Here is an 18,064-nt window from a genome sequence, read left to right as displayed (position 1 = left end):
TCCTGTTTTTCGTTTGCAATGAAATTTTTAGAAGGAGGTACTCATGAAAGAGATTCTGCGCGAAATAGGCATGATTGCAAGGGCCTTGGATTCCATCAGTAATATCGAATTCAGAGAGTTTGACCTGACCAAAGGACAGTATCTATATGTGGTTCGAATCTGCGAAAATCCGGGCATTATTCAGGAACAGCTGCTGGACATGATCAAAGTTGATCGATCCACCGCTACACGTGCTCTCCAAAAGTTAGAAAGAAATGGATTTATCGAAAAGAAAGAAGATGCTCAGAATAAAAAAATAAAGAGGCTTTTTCCAACGGCTAAAAGTGAAAAGGTGTATCCCTTCATCAAAAAAGAAAACATCTACTCCAACCATATTGCTTTACAAGGCTTTTCAGAAGAAGAAAAAGCAGACGTGTTTGATCAGCTGCAGCGAATTCGGAGAAATATCGAGAAAGACTGGGAGTTTGTAAAAAAGGGAAACAAGCGGAGTTATTAAAAGACCAAAGGAGCCAAATTCATAATGAAGACAATAATTAAAAAATGTACGCAAACAGACTTACAGGAACTCCAAGCCATCAGTACGGCAACGTTTGCCGAGACTTTTCAAGAGCAGAACTCTCCTGAAAACCTCAACGCTTATTTGGAAAAGGCATATAACCTGAAGCAGTTGGAAGGGGAGTTGGCCAATCGTTCTTCCCAGTTCTATTTTGTTTATTTCAACGAAGAAGTTTCCGGATATCTTAAAATCAACACCGAAAATGCCCAGACAGAAGCCATGGGCATTGAATCGCTTGAAGTTGAACGGATTTATATAAGAAAGGAATTTCAAAAATTGGGTCTTGGTGAGCTGCTGTTGAATAAAGCTTTCGAAATTGCGATGCAGCAGCAAAAAAAGAAGGTTTGGTTAGGCGTTTGGGAAGCGAATGAAAATGCTATCGCGTTTTATCAAAAAAAAGGTTTTATCCAAACAGGCTCCCACTCGTTCTTTATGGGCAACGATGAACAAGTAGACCTGATTATGACCAAAACATTGGAGTAGGTTTGAACACGGATTAGCACATTTGTTTGTGAATAATAGTTATACGGGAAGGTTAGCAGGGGATGCCAACAGTTCCAATACCAACGTTTCCCGTTCGATCGAAAATCCCATTGAAGCTTCTTGATCCGCGATCACCCGCCGGTTATACCGGATAGCTTCGTTCAGATCGACCCATACGGCGGATGAACCGTTAGCAATTTCGTAATCTTCCGGCGAAGCTTCGCCCAGATGTTCTCCGATTGAACAAACATAATAGTAGGAAAGCATATGGATCAGATCATAGTTGTCTTTATAATGCGGTCTGTACTCTTCGATATAACCCAGCTCGCTTACGATCTCGACATCGACAGCTCCGGTTTCTTCAGTCACTTCCCGGCATAGTCCGGCGTACTCGTCTTCATCGGCTTCAAGACCGCCGCCGGGAAAGCTGTAGTCGTTATAGCGCTTTGTATAAATCAGCAAAATATCGGACCCGCGCATGATGACGGCTCTGGCCGCTTTTCTCTCAAACGTTCTGCCTTCAAGCGACGATACGTCGCGGTGAATGAATTGTTGGATCAACTTCATGAATAATGCCTCCTGATTTCTGTTTGTATGGTTTATATCACATAGAAAAGACCTTTGCGAGAAGCAAAGGTCTTCCTGCGGTAAGGGGATGGTTGGGATCGAAAGGCAAAAAGGTTACTTGACGATCATGACCGGGCAGGAGGCCCTTTTGACAACCTTGTGGCTGACGCTGCCGAGCACGAATTCCTGTAGGGCGTTCAGACCGCGGCTGCCCAGAATAATCAGATCGATTTCGTTCTTTTTGGCGTAGTCGACAATAGCCGGGCCGGGATCTCCATGAATGGTCGTGAAATGATGCGGGATGCCTTGATCGGCAAACACTTCTTCGATCGGAAGCAGTTTCTGATGCCGCTTGTACTCCCGCTCTTCCTGATTTTGCGAATGAAGAACTTCTTCTTTAACTTTGGAATTATCGATAACAAACAAAATCTCGATTTTGCATCCCGGCATGGCGGAAGCGATTTTCAAAGCTTCATGGGCGGCCCGCAGCGCATTTTTCGACCCGTCGGCAGCCAGCAAAAGGTGTGAATACATGGCACATTCCTCCTGAATGAATTAATGGGACTTCAATTGGGCATTGGCATCATGATAAACGGCGAGTTTATTAATGATTTTTTCGCTGGAAGGATTAAGACCTCTGACCACAACTTCGTTGCCGCCGGCTCGATATTTAATGATGACTTTGTCCACCGCGCCTACACCGGAATCGTCCCAAATATGAGCTTCCGAGAAGTCCAATACCACTTTGGCGTTCACAAGGCTGAAATCAAAGTGATCGACGAACTCTTCCACGGAAGCGAAAAACAGCTGACCTTGGATACCGTAGATGATGGTATCGCCAGACTCCTGCTTGACGACCTGAATTCTGGAAATCTTCGCCGCGAACAGAATAGCGCTGAGCAGCACGCCGGCAAGCACGCCCAGAGCGAGATTGTCCGTCATAATGACAATCGCGACTGTGACAAGCATGACGAGAGCGTCGCTTCGCGGCGCTTTGCGCAGATAAGAGAAGGAAGACCAATCGAAGGTGCCGATGGAAACCATGATCATGATCCCGGCAAGTACCGGCATCGGAATCTGAACGACGATGCCGCCCAGTACAAGAATCAGGAACATCAGGAATACCCCGGCCACCAAGGTGGAAAGTCTGCCCCGACCGCCCGATTTGACGTTAATGACGGATTGACCGATCATCGCGCAGCCGGCCATGCCGCCGAAGAAGCCGGTTACGAAGTTGGCAATGCCTTGTCCGCGGGCTTCTTTATGTTTGTTGCTCCCGGTTCCCGTCATATCGTCTACAATCGAAGCGGTCAGCAGTGATTCCACCAAGCCTACGATAGCGAGCGAGACGGAGAAAGGCAAAATAATCATCAGCGTCTCCAAGTTGAGCGGCACGTTGGGGATCAGGAACGAAGGAAGGGACTGCGTAATGATGCCCAGATCGCCGACCGTTCCGACTTGAATGCTGCCGAAGATTACGACCGCGGTCAGCACGACGATTGCGATCAAAGGCGCCGGAATCGCTTTGAAAAATCTTGGCAGCCCATACACGATAAGAAGGGTTACCGCGACGAGTACATATGTTATCGTAGAGATACCGACAAAATGAGGCACTTGGGCCAAAAAGATCAAAATAGCCAGTGCGTTAACGAAGCCGATCATGACGGCTCTGGGAATAAACTTCATCAGCTTGGCGATCTTCAGCACGCCGAATAGGAATTGGATGACGCCTGTCAGCAGCGTGGCCGCGAGCAAATATTGTAAGCCGTGATCCCGTACGAGCGGAACCATCAGCAGTGCCATTGCACCGGTAGCGGCAGAAATCATGCCCGGTCTTCCGCCGATAAAGGCGGTAATGACCGCGATGCAGAACGAGGCGTACAGCCCGACCATGGGATCGACTCCGGCGATAATCGAGAATGCGATCGCTTCGGGGATCAGGGCCAGCGCGACGACTATTCCCGCGAGGATGTCTCCTTTGACGTTGGAGAACCATTCTGTTTTGAGTTGACTCATTGTTTTGTACGACACTCCTTATTTGATTTATTTTGTCGACTTTCAACTCTCATGAAAGTCAGGTCCGTTATCAGCAACACGATCTTATCACGCATCGAACCTAAATGGAACCTTTTTGGTGCTTTTTTGGCTTTGTTTTATTATCTTTTATGTTTTATTATCTTTTACATTTTTAATGTCTTTTATGAAACAAGGAGAAATTCAATATGAAAATCGGTTATATGAGACCTTATCAGGAAGATGCGGACTGCAAGGAACAGACACGTCTGCTGCAGGCCGTTCCCTGTGACTTTTACATGATCGAAGAACATGCTTCCGCGAAAAGAAGAACTGCGTTGGATAGCGCCCTTCTTCAACTACAGGAAGGGGATACGCTGGTCGTTGCCAAGCTGTTTGTGTTGGCGGATTCGACCCGGCATCTGATTGAGGTGCTGGACGATTTGGATCAAAAAGGGGCTTATCTGTTTTCAATAGGCGAGGAGATCGATACCCAAATTGCGGCTGGTCGGCAGTTTCGCGCCAACGCGCACTCTTTATTGAATTTGCAGCAGGATATCGTAAGAGAAAATACAATCAGAGGCATGTACGAAGCGAAACAAAGAGGAGCCAAGGTAGGCAGACCGCGTAAGTTGGACGATAACGTTAAGAAGGCGATCCAGATGTATGAGAGCAAGCAGTACAGTCTAGCGCAGATCAAAGAACAAACGGGGATCAGCAAGACGACCCTGTATCGGTATTTGGAGAATTGACGACTCATTCACATTTTAATGAAACATAGGAGGGCACTTATGTCCTGGAGTAAATTGCAGCAGCAGCTGGAGAGCTTTCTCGCTCCTGCGTTAAAAGGAACCGTAGAATACCGCTCGACCAGTTACCGTTATGTCGCCGACAAAGCAGGCACCTGCCATATCGCGGTCGACAAGAAAAACATCCTCAATATGAGCGACAAAAATAGTTTTATAAAGTGGTATCAAAGCGAAATCGAGATCAAGAACGATTCGATGATTGAAATCCCGGTCACGGAGGCAGAGATCGACGCCGTCAGGCAGAGCGCTAAAGGCCCTATTCCTGAAGATCGACTGAAAGTGATGGCTGTAAGCCGGAAATCGACGGAACATGCCAAAGAGATGATGGCTGCCCAAGCGGCGCTAACCAAATCGAACTTCGTCGTGACGGCTAACAAATTTCTCTCGACTTCGATCGAAGAAAATCTGGAGAGCCGAGATATTCTGCTGAACGTGCTGGCTCTGGTAGACAAGCGGGTCGGGAAAAAGCGCATCCTGAACATGTCAGAGACGATCAAATTGAAGCATCCGATCGTGCAGTATTTTCATGAGCTGCGTCGGCGCACGATGTAAGATAGAGGATCCCTGCTGAATCTCAAATTGAATTAAGTTTCCTCGAAAGTAGTTAGCGATTGACCATTACGACTAATCTTTATATAATTGATTCATTTGGAAAAGCATGGAACAATTATAAAGAGAAAGAGGCGGATGGGTTGAAAATAATAGGCATTATTTTGATCATTTTTGGAGTGCTTGCAATTTTGATGGGCAGTATGATGTATGGAGATATTGGAATTGCAGCTATCATCGGTGCTACAACAGCACTTCTTTCTGGAATTGGATTCTTGTTAACTTCTAAAAGATTAAGTCGTATGGAGAAGTAATCAACAAAGTAAGAACTTGGACCGGATCGGTTTAAGTTCTTTTTTATGCGAACTTTTCTGGGTTGCGGTTGCATCTGGAATATGAACCGCATACATTAAAAGGAACGGATGAACATCCAATCAGAACAGTGAGAATACGGAGGAATTGGAATGGCAGCGAGATTAAGAAGAGAACTGTTTTCCGGTTGGACCACATTTGAAGCCGCATACATCTTGGCCTTTCTGGCGATTCAAATTATCGTATTCGCACTGAATCCGGATAACTGGCTCAGTTTTGTATCCGGCTTTACAGGCATTCTCTGCGTGACATTCGTGGCAAAAGGCAAAATCAGCAACTACGCGTTCGGGCTTGTGCAGGTCAGTACCTATTTGATCCTGGCTTACCAATGGAATCTGATGGGCGAGTTCATGCTGAATTGGTTCTATCTCGCTATCCAGTTCATCGGGTTCTACATATGGAGCAGGCACATGATGAAGGAGAAATACGGTAAAGGCGGCAGCGTATCCGAGAAAACGGAAGAAGTTTCCGTAGTCAAAGCCAAAGGGTTAAAGGCGCTGCAGTATGTATGGCTTACCGTGGTCATTGTGATCGGATGGTTGGCGTATGCGCAGCTGCTGGTTTCTTTGGACAGCCACCAGCCTTATCTGGACGGCCTTACAGTCGTGCTGTCGGTAACGGCGCAGCTGCTCATGGTATTCCGCTTCAAGGAGCAGTGGTGGCTGTGGGTCATCGTCAACGTGCTTTCGATCATTTTGTGGGTCCGCGTCGTGATCCTGCAGGACAGCACGGATTATGGTCTTGTCGTCATGTACGTCGCTTACCTGTTCAACTCCGTATACGGGGCATTGAACTGGCAGCGGCTGCAGAACGCGACACGGGCGAAAGAAGCTCAGGGGACGGTATAATCGAATTCGAAGAGAATTTAAGAAAAAAAGGGTGAACCGAATTTTGCGACAGTTATGCGATCACAGCTGAGGGAGCGCGATCGATAAACGGACGAACATGAAAAAGGACTGTGCTTTACGCATAGTCCTTTTTCAAGTTACCCCGCAGCAAATTGAACCACAGCGCTGTACAGCATCTTGCTGCGCAGCGGATCGAAAGTCACCTGATGCTGAACGTTCTTCACACGGAGCATCAGCGCTTTGTTCACTTCGATTCGCATTTCGATAGCGCGTTCCAGCTCATTGAAGTCGTAAGCCTGTAGGCATTCCACTTTATCTTTAATATTATCGAGAATGAGATCCATGTTCCGTTACGCCTCCTATGCGGCCATTGATCATGCAGCAGGCGCTGCAGTCTTTTATTGTAGACGAGCTTGCTGATGCGGGCAAGATCCAAGCTAAGACTTCGTATAAATGGCTAAACCATGCGGCGGAATAGAAAAGTGGAAGAGAAGATGGGAGATCTGAATAAAAAGTGATAAACTACAATTATTACCTGCACCAAAGGAATGATTACATATGATGCTATTCGTTGGGACCCTTCAAATGCTGCTTGTCGTATCCAGTGCGCAGATTATTAATAAAGGGAAGTATTTATCATGGAAGCAGCTGGGGGTTACCCTGATCACAGGGCTGTTATTCGCTTTTTCTTACCATTGGTTTGGCGTCTACATTTCAATATTGATACTGACGACTGCTTTTTTGATTTTGAATGTGCACGAACGCCGTCCTCTGCATGTACTGGGCGGGCTGTCATACGGAACAATTCTGATTCTTTTAAGCGATCCAGTAATTACGCTGTTCGAAGACGCTCTGTTGTTTCCCAACGGGAGTGATTCTTTTTTCATGCTCTATGCGGTCCTGCTGACTCTTTTTTCGATTGGGGGCAGCATTGGCATACGCCGCCTGAAGCAGCTTGCTATCCGAAAAGGAGAAATGGACGATAAACTTAAAAAGCTGATCGTGTATTTGGGTGTATTGACAGTCATCGTATATTACCTATGCATTTACTTGAGCGCCTATATTGGTGAAACTATCGAATTAATTCAGCTTAACCTGTTCTTTTTTATCGTATATCTGCTGATCGCTCTCCTTGCTTTTTATATTTACTCCAAGTCGCTTCGTAAATCTTATGAGAACAAACAAAAAGAAATTGAATATGATGCTATGCAGAGTTATACATATGAACTTGAGCAGCAGTATACCGAGATTCGCAAATTTAGACACGATCATCAAAACATTTTATCTTCGCTCGAAGCCTTCATTCAAGAGGAGGATTTCGACGGATTGAAAAAGTATTATCGAGAAAAGTTAAAACAAGCTTCACAGCATTTGGAAAGCAATGATTTCAAGTTGGAGGATCTGAGCCGAATCCAAGTCAAGGAAATCAAAAGCATTATTGCTTCCAAGTTGATCCGGGCCCAGGAGCTGGGCATTGACGCGACATTCGAGGCGAGGGAAGAGATTGACTGCATCCCTGTCGATTCGGTTGCTATGGTCCGGGCTTTGGGCATTTTGCTGGACAACGCGATCGAAGAGCTTCAGGAAAGCAGAAGCGGAAGTCTGCAAGTAGGGTTTGTCAAAGATCAGAAGGCGCTGCATATTATTGTGCAAAACAGCTGCCGACCGGATATTCCCCGCGTGCACAAACTGAAAGAGAACGGATTTTCCACTAAAGGACCGGGTAGAGGGTTAGGGCTGGCGAGCTTAACGGAGTTGGTTGGAAAGCTTCCGAATGTAATTTCCGAGACCATAGTGGAGAGTGGACAGTTCAAACAGATTCTTGTCATTAATTATATTTAGAAGGTGATAGTATGCTTTCCGTATTCATATGCGAAGATGATTCCAAGCAGCGTGAAAGGTTGGAGAAAATTGTCGCCGACCATATAATGATCGAGGCGCTTGATATGGAATTGGTGCATACGACCGGTGATCCGACTTCCGTGCTGGATTATTTGGATCGGCATCCGAAGACGACGGGACTATATTTTCTCGACGTTGATCTGAAGCATGAAATGTCCGGTATTGCGTTGGCTTCGGAGATTCGTGAACGTGACAATTCCGGCAAAATTGTGTTCGTTACTACGCATGGAGAGTTGTCTTATTTAACGTTCATCTACAAAGTGGAAGCAATGGACTACATCATTAAAGATCGTTCGGACGAGATCGAGCGCAAAGTGAGAGAATGTATGGTCGTGGCTTGCAAACGTCATTTGATTGACGGAGGGGCGCAGCCTCGTCGATTCAAGATCAAGGTCGGCGAAAAGACCCGTTCTATTGATTATCAGGACATTATGTTTTTCGAATCGTCCAGCGTTCCGCACAAAATTATTTTGCATATGGACAACAGCCAGCTGGAATTTTACGGGTCGATCAAGGAACTGGAAGAGCTAGGCGGCAGCTTTTACCGCTGCCATAAGTCTTATGTCGTGAACAAAAACAATATCAAAAGTATCGACCGAGTCAAAAGAGAGATTGAAATGGTTAATGAAGAGATTTGTTTGGTCTCGGTTCGAGCGCTTAAAGGGCTGGATTGATCCTGTGAGAAGTAATTGATCCTGTGAGATGTAATTTCCAAGGAATGTATATTATAGACACACTGCCGCAAAGGAAGAAACCGCCTGCCTCCGAATTCCGGAAGCAAGGCGGTTTTTTTGTATGCTTTTTTGCTTTTATCGGCATCTCCCTGACGATTCTGATATCGCAAACGTTCAAGAAAAGAAAAATGCGACGATTCTGACAAGAATCAACGATTTTGTGATCAAAATCGGTGGGAATAAACGGGGCGCTCTATACTGAAATCACGAGCAGAAGAAATTCAAGAAGCGGAGGCAGTCCCTGATGAACATGATCAAACTGGAAGGACTCTCGAAAAAGTATGGAAACAAGCAGGCTCTTCAAGACATCCATTTCACAGTGGAAACGGGCAGTATCGTTGCCGTGCTGGGACATAATGGCGCCGGCAAGACGACGCTGATTAATTCCATCATGAATATTGTCGATTACGAAGGCCGAATTGAGTACGGTTTCGACCAGAAAGATTTATACAAGAAGGTTGGCTATCAGATGCAGTCTTCTTCTTATGAGAGCGAAGCGAAAGTTTATGAAGTGTGCAAGCTGTACCGGAAAATATTGAAAAGCCGTGTCGATCTCGACCAGCTGCTGCAGACATTCGATATTGCTGCCTGCCGCAATATGTATGTGAAGAATCTGTCCGGCGGCCAACGGCAGAAGCTGTCAATTTTATTGACTCTGATTGGAGAGCCGGAGCTCATTATTTTTGACGAACTGTCAACAGGACTCGACTCTATGGCTCGCCGCCAGATTTGGGACTACGTTAAGCAGCTGAACGAAGAGAAGGGAGTAACAATCATTTTGACCAGTCACTTTCTCGATGAAGTAGAATATTTAGCGGACCGCGTTGTCATTCTGGACAAGGGGCGAATCAGCCGAATTGGCGATGTATCCTCGATCATTCGGGAGGAGTTTGAAGCGGCGAAAAAAATCGAATTTCGAACCCATGATCGCGAAGTGTTCAGGGAGCGTTTTGGCAGTGAGCTGTCGAGCAGTGGAAACCTCCTGTGCATTCGGTACAAGGAGGAGGCGGAAGAAGAGGTTTACCGGCAGGTGAAGCAGTTAGGCGGCTATGATATTGCTATCAGAAATTATACGTTTGAGGATGCCTTCTTGAACATGCTGGGCTACAAATTAGTAAAGAATGGGGAGATCTCACATGGATAACCTGATTGCTCTCTCGGGCTACCAAATCAAGCTGCTGATGCGGAATGCCAAGAGCCTTATTCTCGGATTCTCGCTTCCAATCGCCATGTTTTTCATTTTCAGCAATCTGCTGGATGGTTACAGAGTGGGCGGAGGCATGTCGCTAACCGAGCTGCTTGTTCCTGCCTATATTCCAATTATCATCGTGAATGGAGTATTGGTGATTTACGGACAGACCTTCATGCTCTACAAAGAACAAGGCAACCTGCTGAAATTCAAGCTGCTTGGCATTTCCGGTTTGACAGTCTCGTCCGGATTATATATCGCAACTTTCTTGTTTCAGATTGCCGCATCCGTACTGCTGGTCGGTTTTGCAGCAGTCGTCAAACAAGTGGAGATTCCTTACGCCAGCCTACCCAATCTTGCGGCTGCCTTTCTGCTTATTAATTTGTATCAGTTTGCGCTCACTTATTTTCTAACATCGTTAATCCATAAGAGTGTTACCTATCAGGGAGTGTCCCAGCTTATCTTCTACTTCCAAATTTTTTTGGGTGGACTGACCTTTCCTCCAGAAATGTTTCCGAACTTCCTGCGAGAATTTGTCTACATCTTCAATCCCATTGTATATGGTCTGGAGATGATGCGGGGACTATGGTCAGGGAATGGGAACCTGTTGGATTACGGGAAAGAAGCTATCATTCTGATTGGTGTTTCAATGGCGTTTGTCGCAGCGGGTATTGGTGTTCAGAGGAAAAGCAGAGGGCTCAAGTAAGACTGCTCATCTAGGCTTGAACATGAAGAAGATGGATAGGTTTTGAAAGCTCGGGCCTGTTAACTCATCTTTATGAAGCTGCAGAGAAGGAGGAGTCAGGTGGAAGAACTGTTTGGAAAAAAACTTGCGAAGCTGGATTTGTGTTTTTTTGAACACCTAAGCCAGGGAGCTTTCTCGGACGACACCTTATTTCTGCTGTTCAAAGCGGCAGCAGAGCATGAGCGGGACTATCCAAATACAGGCTCGCTCCGGTTCCTGTTTTTGAATGACAGTAAAGCTTTTATTCGCTCAGCCGATCGGAATGCCATTCACATTTACGAGCTGCCACAATTAGATTTACCAGATCGAAGGTCGCAGTATATTTTGCTTCTCGTTACAGGAGAACCTGGTGTTTTAACAGCCGAAGCTGCACGTCTATATGCCGAACTGCTGCAGGTATTAAAGCGCAAGAGGATACGATATCACTCGCTGAAAAATAAAGAAGCTTTTTTCGGGAAAGGGCGGGTTCGAATCCTGCGGATCGTCTCGCTTCAAATCGGAGCAGCAGCTGTGCGCAGCGATGCTATAGGGATGACCTGAGTGAGCGGCGTCCGGATCAAGGCACATAAGAGAAGTCGGATAGCCTACAGCTGTCGGGCTTCTTTGGTGCTTCAATTCCTGGTTTGGCATTGACACCACCTACCATGCCTTATACAATTCCATCTATGTTCATTCATCGTTCGCTACATAAAAAGGAGACCTTTCATTCATGCTGCAAAATCCTACAGGCCGAGAGCGCCTTGGACTGGCTCTGCTGCTGTCCACACTAGGCATTCTGGGTCCGCTCAACATCGATATGTATCTGCCGAGCTTTCCGGGTATCGCAGCCGACCTCGGTGCGCAGGCGTCGCTTGTTCAGTCCAGTCTGACCTCATGTCTGATTGGCCTGGCCATCGGACAGATTATCGTCGGGCCAATCAGCGATGCTCGCGGACGGCGTGGTCCGCTGCTGATCTCGCTGCTGCTGTTCGCCGTATCGTCCGTCATGTGCGCGCTGTCGACAAGTATCGAGATGCTGATTGCCGCCAGATTTCTGCAGGGCCTCACTGCTTCCGGGGGGATCGTACTGTCCCGGGCCGTCGTGCGCGACGTGTTCAGCGGCCGCGAACTGACGCAGTTTTTCTCGCTGCTGATGGTCATCAATGCAGTCGCTCCGCTGCTCGCCCCGATTATTGGCGGAGCGGTACTGCTGATTCCGGGATCAAGCTGGCATACTATTTTCTATGTGCTCGCGCTGCTGGGCTTCCTGATTCTGCTGACGGTCGGTTTCAAGCTTAAGGAGACACTGCCGCCGGAAAAAAGACAGCCGAGCTCTATTGGGCATTCGCTTCGTACAATGGGCAGCCTGATGCGGGACAAGTCATTCATGGGTTACGCTCTGACACTGGGATTTATCCACGGGGGCAGCTTTGCCTATGTGGCAGGCACACCGTTCGTCTATCAAGAGATCTACGGGGTATCGCCGCAGGTATTCAGTATTCTGTTCGGGATTAACGGAATCGCGATTATTACCGGCAGCTTTATCATTGGACGCTTCAGCAGCATTGTACCTGAGCGCAATCTGCTGCGGATCGGCGTTATTATGGCGGCAAGCGCAACGTTCCTGCTGCTGATATCTTCGATTGTTCAGGGTCCGCTGTTCACCATTGTCGTGCCGCTGTTCATCTATATGATCACAATCGGTATTACCGCAACGAGCACCTTTACGCTGGCAATTGCACGTCAGGGTCACCGTGCAGGCAGTGCCAGCGCCGTACTCGGCCTGTTCCCGCTGCTGATCGGTGCCCTCGTATCTCCGCTTGTCGGACTGGATGAGACGACGCCGATTCCGATGGGAGCCATTCTGTTCGGAACAGCACTGCTCGGCGCATTGGCATTCTTCGTGATGACAGGCGGAGGGAAGCCTCGGACAGCCGAAGGAGAAACTACGGCAAATCCGTCCTGATTGCTTTATCATCCGATCCTCATTCCAGCATAAACCGCAATTTGAGAAGAACGCCGGATTCAACGTCTTCATACGTTGAATCCGGCGTTTTTGCGTGGATTTCGCTATAATTTTGAGTATTCACTCTGTTCAGTTGAAAATAACACACCTCTTAAACTGACGGCGGATTATGACGAGAATATTGTTCAGACGGAGGAACGGGTGTTAGAAGCGGAAGCGATCATGAAGACGCATCCGGAGCGCTTTGAAAACTACAAGCATCCAAATTCCGGTAGGACCGCGTTTGAGCTGTTCGACGATTTCAAAGTATATTTTGCAGCTTGGAAAAATAGCTCAGACAGCGAGTCGGTAGCCTCTTTCGAATCGGCGAGAAACGTGATTAATGAACTCGAAGAGATTCTCGACGAGTACAGTGTCGATATTACCGAGGAAAGCCAAGCTTACCAGCAGAAAATGCAGCAGGTAATCTGGATTGGCCTGACAGCTGCGTTGGCGGTATCCGCCGTAATCGGTGTACTGATTATCCGTAACCTACGCAAACGTACGCAAATTGTTGTGGGCTTAATCCGCAAGAAGGCTGATGCTCTTCAAAGCAGGTGATCGAGACGTTGGCCCGATTGGTAGAGAAGTTCAAGCTGTAGGCAGCCTGCGAAAAATAGATCATATAATACTCCTATTGATATAGGAAATAAAAATATCGCAGAGAGGCATCCGTGAGGATGCCTTTTTGTTATGTGAATGATAGAGATTCAGAAATTTGCTTGCTTAAAGAAAAATTTTATGAATTTTCAGGAAAAGATCCCAACTCTGTATGTAGTTTCTGTTATAGTGTCGGAGGGGGTTAAAATGAAGGAGGGTGAATGCATGAGTGAGCTGAAAAAGGGATACATACAAGAAGTAAGTACAGTGAGAGTGATTGCCTGTCTAAGTATTGTTCTTTTGCACGCGATTCATTTTACTGTCGGTTTTGGCATGGAGGAAGGCTCGACATCCGTAGATTATGTTTTACTGACGATCGCTGGTATTCTATCCTTTGGTACGCCTGCTTTTGTGTTTATTTCTGAACTGCTGCTGGCTCATTCTTATCCGAATGTTCTTCCAAAAGATTTTTACAAGAAAAGGCTGCTTTTAATTCTGCTTCCTTTTGCGTGTATGGCTGTCTTGTACGCGATCCTTTCGCATTATGACAATCTCGCGCGGCTCCCTCACGTTCTTGTGTTGAATTTTATCGGGGGATATCACGGATGGTTCGTGTTGGTCATTTTTCAATTTTATATCCTTCACCGGCTCTTCACTAAGTTTTTGTCCCGGGTCCCGGCAAAGGTTATTCTTCCTGTCTCGCTGGCGATCAATGTGGCTTATCTGGCGATCTTCAATTTCATTGAACCTCCGTCCGATCGCTTTTTGATTCCATTCATCTGGGATAGAGGATATTGGGTTCCTTTCTTCGGCTGGTTTTTCTATTTTTGTTTGGCGTACTGTTGGGGAAGGGATTATAAAGGGTTCTTGGCGAAGATTAAGAAGTTCCAAGTATGGATCATTCTGTTCGTTCTCGCTTCCCTTGCTCTGCTGACTTACATGAATTCCTTGAACTTCACGCTGCTTCATTTCAACTCCAAACGTGCGGATATGATTCCTTTGAGCATCTCGCTGATTTTGCTTCTGTTCCTGGCCGCATCCAAGTGGAAAATAAGATCAAGACTTCTGAGTCTAATCGATCGCTGCTCGTTCGGAATTTATCTCATTCACTATTTTTATCTGATCGTATATAGAGTCTTTATCGATAGCGCAGCGGATATCGGATACTGGAAAATCCCGCTTCTGTTTATCACGGCTTTGATTTCTTCAATTGCAACAGTTCTGTTGGTCAATAAGCTTCCATTCGGAAAGTATATATTGGGACGGACAGGCAGCAGTCAAACTGGAACGGAAGTCAATCTATTTGTAAGAAGAAAAAGAGCACCTTTATAACGGATTGAAGTTTCGGCAGCAGGTATGTCATATCAAGTATGTGGGGACATGAAAGAGAAAAGGGTGTTTCGAAAAAGTGCTTTAAAGTTATGGTTTAAAAAACGCATTCTAAAAAGCGTACCTCTAAGGTGCGCTTTTTTTGTTAGAGTCAGAATAGGTCGCATTTTTACTGTGCAAGAGTATGACATAATGCAAAATCAGGATGCTTAAATGCGTGTGAAATCAGCTATAATTGCTTCTTAACACATCTATAAGTAAAAATAATGACCCAATAGTACGTCATATATGTTTCAATTCACCAATAAATGTCGTATTATATGTTTACGCAGAGGCGGTGGACAATTGCGGTACAGCGATTGAGAACCGTAACTTGAAGCGAAAGCAAGAAATCGGAGGGTAGCCGTGATCGAATTGACGGCAAGACAGTTGAAGATTGTTGATGTTGTTAAAAAGCAGGCCCCTATTACCGGAGAACAGATCGCCGAGGGTCTGGGATTGTCCAGGCCGACGATCCGGTCGGATCTGTCGCTGCTGGTAATGCTGGAGTATATCGATGCCAAGCCAAAAGTCGGATATTTTCCCGGCCGAAAAGCTGCGGGCGGCGAAAATGGCAGCGACCGGATGAGGGATGCCAAGGTGAAGGACATTCAAACCGTACCCATTATTATCAGGGAGACGACGACCATTCAGGACGCGGTCGTAACGCTCTTTTTGCAAAATGTGGGCACACTGATCATTTGTGACGGAGAGGGAAGACTTACCGGTGTTGCATCACGCAAAGACTTCCTGAAAGTCACATTGGGGAATTCCGCTTCGGCTTCTATGCCGGTCAGCATGGTCATGACTCGTATTCCAAAAGTTGTGACGACATCGCCGGATGAATCAGTGCTGGAAGCGGCGCACAAGATGATTATGCACGAGGTAGACAGTTTGCCGGTGATCGACGCCGGCCCGGAAGAAGCGGGCGGCAGGCCGGCTATCGTAGGACGTCTGACGAAGACGGCCATCGTCCAGCTTCTTCTCGATATCGAAACGACGGGATAACGGGGGGATACGTAGACGATGGAACAAGCCACACCATTTATTACGATTTGTTCGGACTCGGTCGGCGATACGGCGGAAGCCGTCGTGCAGGCCGTTATCCATCAGTTTGAACACAGGGAAGTCTCGATCAAGCGCTATGGCAACGTCCGGCATGAAGAAGAGCTGAGGCAGCTGATGGAAGAAGCGGCCGAGCACAGAGGCTTCGTCGCCTATACGCTCGTTCAGCCGGAACTGCGCGAGACAATCCGTGAGGAAGCGGTAAGACTGGACGTGCGGGTCGTGGACATTATGGGCCCCATGATGCAGGCATTTATCGATACGTTCAGCGGAGCGCCGCCGACTCGTCGTCCAGGGGTACTGCGCCGAATGGACGACAACTATTTCCGGCGGATGGAAGCGATCGAATTCACAGTAGCCAGCGACGATGGACGTGACCTCGGAGCAATGCTGAAAGCCGATATTGTACTGATGGGCATTTCACGGACGTCGAAGACGCCGCTGGGCATTTTCCTCGCTCACCGGGGCAAGAAAGTCGTCAATTATCCGGTTGTGCCGGAGATCGCGCCTCCGCAGCAGCTGCTGGGGCTACCGAGAGAGCGCTTGGTCGGTCTGACGATCGCGCCGGAGGCCATGCTGAAGGTTCGGTCCGAGCGTCTGAAGGCTTTGGGTCTTCCGGTCGGTTCCCAATACGACAGTATTGAGCGAATTAAGGAAGAGTTGGAATACGCCGAAGCATTGTATACACGGCTGGGCTGCCTGGTCGTCGATATCACGGACAAAGCGATCGAGGAAACGGCAAGTCTGATCCTCGGCAAGCTGTAACCATAGTTTGCACATAGAAGCGAAATAAGCGTTTGGCAGGCAAAAAGAAACAAAGGACCGATGATGGAACTCGAAGACGCCTTCCAGCAGTATCTGGTGTTTTCGATATCTATAAGCTTTAACGCGGGAATCGGGAAGTGTACATAATCGACAAATCAGCTTACTTGGCTTGTCTGCATATCCCGGCCGTAAGGCGCCCGACGAATCGAATGGAGGGGATTGGAAATGGAACGTGAATTGACCCTGGAAATTGTACGAGTAACGGAACTTGGAGCATTGGCGGCAGCAAAGTGGGTCGGCAGAGGGGACAAAAATGCGGCGGACGATGCGGCAACAACCGCAATCCGTTCGATGTTCGATTCTGTCTCCATCGACGGTACGGTCGTAATCGGCGAAGGTGAAATGGACGACGCTCCAATGCTGTACATCGGTGAGAAGGTAGGCACTAAGGAAGGGCCGGAAGTGGACGTTGCTGTTGATCCGTTGGAAGGCACGGAAGTGGTAGCGGCCGGTCTGCACAATGCACAGGCGGTTATTGCCATCGCGGAGAGAGGCAGCCTGCTGCATGCACCTGATATTTACATGGAAAAGCTGGCCTGCGGTCCCGAATTGGCTGGTAAGCTCTGCTTGAACGATCCGGTCGAGCTGACGCTGCAGAAGGCTGCGCATTATACCGGCCGGGCGTTGTCCGACCTAACGGTCATGGTACTGGAACGAGAGCGCCATTCGGATCTCATCTCCCGACTGAGAGCGGCCGGCGTGCGGATCAAGCTGCTCGGTCACGGCGATGTAGCCGGTGCAATTGCCGCAGCTCTTCCGGACAGCGGCGTCGATCTGTACCTCGGCTCCGGCGGTGCGCCGGAAGGCGTTCTCGCTGCGGCGGCAATGAGATGCTTAGGCGGCGACATGCAGGGACGGCTGCTGCCGGATGGACCGGTCGAATGGCAGCGCTGCATCTCGATGGGGATTGTAGATCCGTCCCGGGTACTGACGCTGGCGGATATGGCTGGCACGGGCGACGTGCTGTTCGCGGCGACGGGCGTCACAAGCGGTGAATTCCTCGACGGCGTCCGCATGATCGGCAAGGACCGCGCCGAGACGCACTCTGTCATCATGCGGGCCAGCAGCCGCACCGTCCGCTACATCCGCAGCATGCATTACCTGCCGCTGAAGCAGTTCCCGGCGGGTCTGCCGGAAATTCCGGCTATCGGACAAGCGGTTTCGCTGTAATTTGTTTCACTGGACGGGGTTAGCGAACCTTTCCGCTTCCATACATTCAGAGCTCCGCCGACATGGCGGAGCTCTATTGGTTTTGAAAGTCTGATCCCGAATGAAGCGGGGATGCAGACTAAGAAATTCGATTCGGTCGTATGCTGAAATTCGGCAATCCGCGGTTTTTAAAAAGCTAACGAATCCTGATATCGCTATTCACGATATTTTGGCCTTTTTTAAAATATAACGAATCCTCATCACTCTATTCACTGAAAACTCGTTTAATTATAGACAATTTGATTC

General features: G+C 47.8%; 21 protein-coding genes. 17 read left to right on the top strand and 4 right to left on the bottom strand.

The features are described 5' to 3' along the window. The first annotated feature begins 43 nt into the window (after positions 1–43). Together F456_RS0116760 and paiA are read left to right on the top strand one after the other, a co-directional pair. Positions 44–496 carry a MarR family winged helix-turn-helix transcriptional regulator gene (locus tag F456_RS0116760; RefSeq protein WP_018978209.1) on the top strand — a complete coding sequence of 151 codons (453 nt, stop codon included), beginning with the start codon at positions 44–46 and terminating at the stop codon, positions 494–496. 24 nt (positions 497–520) lie between these two features. Beyond that, a complete protein-coding gene (gene paiA, locus F456_RS0116755) occupies positions 521–1,039 on the top strand; it encodes a spermidine/spermine N(1)-acetyltransferase (protein ID WP_018978208.1) in 519 nt (172 codons plus the stop codon). Positions 1,040–1,078: 39 nt separating this feature from the next. Here paiA and F456_RS0116750 read toward each other — a convergent pair whose 3' ends face one another. The 3 genes from F456_RS0116750 to F456_RS0116740 form a co-directional block, all read right to left on the bottom strand. Further along, entirely contained in the window at positions 1,079–1,606 is a 528-nt protein-coding gene (locus F456_RS0116750; protein ID WP_018978207.1) for an NUDIX domain-containing protein, read from the bottom strand. Positions 1,607–1,720: 114 nt separating this feature from the next. After that, the gene (locus F456_RS0116745) at positions 1,721–2,140 is read right to left on the bottom strand and encodes a universal stress protein (protein ID WP_018978206.1); all 420 of its coding nucleotides are present in this window, start codon (positions 2,138–2,140) and stop codon (positions 1,721–1,723) included. Between the two features lie 21 nt (positions 2,141–2,161). Beyond that, positions 2,162–3,622, bottom strand: coding sequence for a SulP family inorganic anion transporter (locus F456_RS0116740; RefSeq protein ID WP_018978205.1), 1,461 nt, complete (start codon positions 3,620–3,622; stop codon positions 2,162–2,164). A 206-nt stretch (positions 3,623–3,828) separates the two neighbouring features. Here F456_RS0116740 and F456_RS0116735 point away from each other — a divergent pair, with 206 nt between their 5' ends. From F456_RS0116735 to pnuC, 4 genes are all read left to right on the top strand, one after another. Further along, positions 3,829–4,371, top strand: coding sequence for a recombinase family protein (locus tag F456_RS0116735; RefSeq protein ID WP_018978204.1), 543 nt, complete (start codon positions 3,829–3,831; stop codon positions 4,369–4,371). 39 nt (positions 4,372–4,410) lie between these two features. Continuing rightward, positions 4,411–4,980 carry an SF0329 family protein gene (locus F456_RS0116730; RefSeq protein WP_018978203.1) on the top strand — a complete coding sequence of 190 codons (570 nt, stop codon included), beginning with the start codon at positions 4,411–4,413 and terminating at the stop codon, positions 4,978–4,980. Positions 4,981–5,039: 59 nt separating this feature from the next. Continuing rightward, positions 5,040–5,291 (top strand): hypothetical protein, encoded by a 252-nt coding sequence (locus F456_RS24385; protein WP_157060123.1) that lies wholly within the window; start codon positions 5,040–5,042, stop codon positions 5,289–5,291. 150 nt (positions 5,292–5,441) lie between these two features. After that, positions 5,442–6,197 (top strand): nicotinamide riboside transporter PnuC, encoded by a 756-nt coding sequence (pnuC, locus tag F456_RS22885; RefSeq protein WP_018978201.1) that lies wholly within the window; start codon positions 5,442–5,444, stop codon positions 6,195–6,197. A gap of 137 nt (positions 6,198–6,334) precedes the next feature. On the opposite strand, the gene F456_RS0116715 is transcribed toward pnuC, so the two are convergent. Continuing rightward, positions 6,335–6,541, bottom strand: a complete 207-nt coding sequence (locus F456_RS0116715) for a DUF2536 family protein (protein ID WP_018978200.1) — start codon at positions 6,539–6,541, stop codon at positions 6,335–6,337. 214 nt (positions 6,542–6,755) lie between these two features. On the opposite strand from F456_RS0116715, the gene F456_RS0116705 reads away from it, so the two are divergent. The 11 genes from F456_RS0116705 to glpX all read left to right on the top strand — a co-directional run bounded on the left by F456_RS0116705 (position 6,756) and on the right by glpX (position 17,779). Continuing rightward, the gene (locus F456_RS0116705; protein WP_018978198.1) at positions 6,756–8,039 is read left to right on the top strand and encodes a sensor histidine kinase; all 1,284 of its coding nucleotides are present in this window, start codon (positions 6,756–6,758) and stop codon (positions 8,037–8,039) included. Between the two features lie 11 nt (positions 8,040–8,050). Beyond that, complete coding sequence (locus tag F456_RS0116700; protein WP_018978197.1) at positions 8,051–8,773, top strand: LytR/AlgR family response regulator transcription factor; 723 nt, start codon at positions 8,051–8,053, stop codon at positions 8,771–8,773. A gap of 304 nt (positions 8,774–9,077) precedes the next feature. Beyond that, positions 9,078–9,977 carry an ABC transporter ATP-binding protein gene (locus F456_RS0116690; RefSeq protein WP_018978195.1) on the top strand — a complete coding sequence of 300 codons (900 nt, stop codon included), beginning with the start codon at positions 9,078–9,080 and terminating at the stop codon, positions 9,975–9,977. Then, complete coding sequence (locus F456_RS0116685; RefSeq protein ID WP_018978194.1) at positions 9,970–10,728, top strand: ABC transporter permease; 759 nt, start codon at positions 9,970–9,972, stop codon at positions 10,726–10,728. The genes F456_RS0116690 and F456_RS0116685 overlap by 8 nt, the downstream gene beginning before the upstream one ends. A gap of 99 nt (positions 10,729–10,827) precedes the next feature. Then, complete coding sequence (locus F456_RS0116680) at positions 10,828–11,307, top strand: hypothetical protein (protein WP_018978193.1); 480 nt, start codon at positions 10,828–10,830, stop codon at positions 11,305–11,307. A gap of 169 nt (positions 11,308–11,476) precedes the next feature. Then, a complete protein-coding gene (locus F456_RS0116675; protein WP_018978192.1) occupies positions 11,477–12,712 on the top strand; it encodes a Bcr/CflA family efflux MFS transporter in 1,236 nt (411 codons plus the stop codon). 201 nt (positions 12,713–12,913) lie between these two features. Further along, on the top strand, positions 12,914–13,312 hold the full coding sequence (locus tag F456_RS0116670) for a hypothetical protein (protein ID WP_157060122.1): 399 nt from the start codon (positions 12,914–12,916) through the stop codon (positions 13,310–13,312). Positions 13,313–13,576: 264 nt separating this feature from the next. Continuing rightward, positions 13,577–14,683, top strand: coding sequence for an acyltransferase family protein (locus F456_RS0116665; protein WP_018978190.1), 1,107 nt, complete (start codon positions 13,577–13,579; stop codon positions 14,681–14,683). Between the two features lie 402 nt (positions 14,684–15,085). After that, positions 15,086–15,727: a helix-turn-helix transcriptional regulator gene (locus F456_RS0116660; protein ID WP_018978189.1), complete on the top strand. Its 642-nt coding sequence runs from the start codon at positions 15,086–15,088 to the stop codon at positions 15,725–15,727. Between the two features lie 18 nt (positions 15,728–15,745). Continuing rightward, complete coding sequence (locus F456_RS0116655) at positions 15,746–16,549, top strand: pyruvate, water dikinase regulatory protein (protein WP_018978188.1); 804 nt, start codon at positions 15,746–15,748, stop codon at positions 16,547–16,549. A gap of 225 nt (positions 16,550–16,774) precedes the next feature. After that, positions 16,775–17,779, top strand: a complete 1,005-nt coding sequence (gene glpX, locus F456_RS0116650) for a class II fructose-bisphosphatase (RefSeq protein ID WP_018978187.1) — start codon at positions 16,775–16,777, stop codon at positions 17,777–17,779. Positions 17,780–18,064: the final 285 nt, after the last annotated feature.

Origin of the sequence: Saccharibacillus kuerlensis DSM 22868, assembly GCF_000378145.1 — a bacterium.
GTDB lineage: Bacteria > Bacillota > Bacilli > Paenibacillales > Paenibacillaceae > Saccharibacillus > Saccharibacillus kuerlensis.
This window is presented reverse-complemented; position numbering and strand designations above follow the sequence as displayed.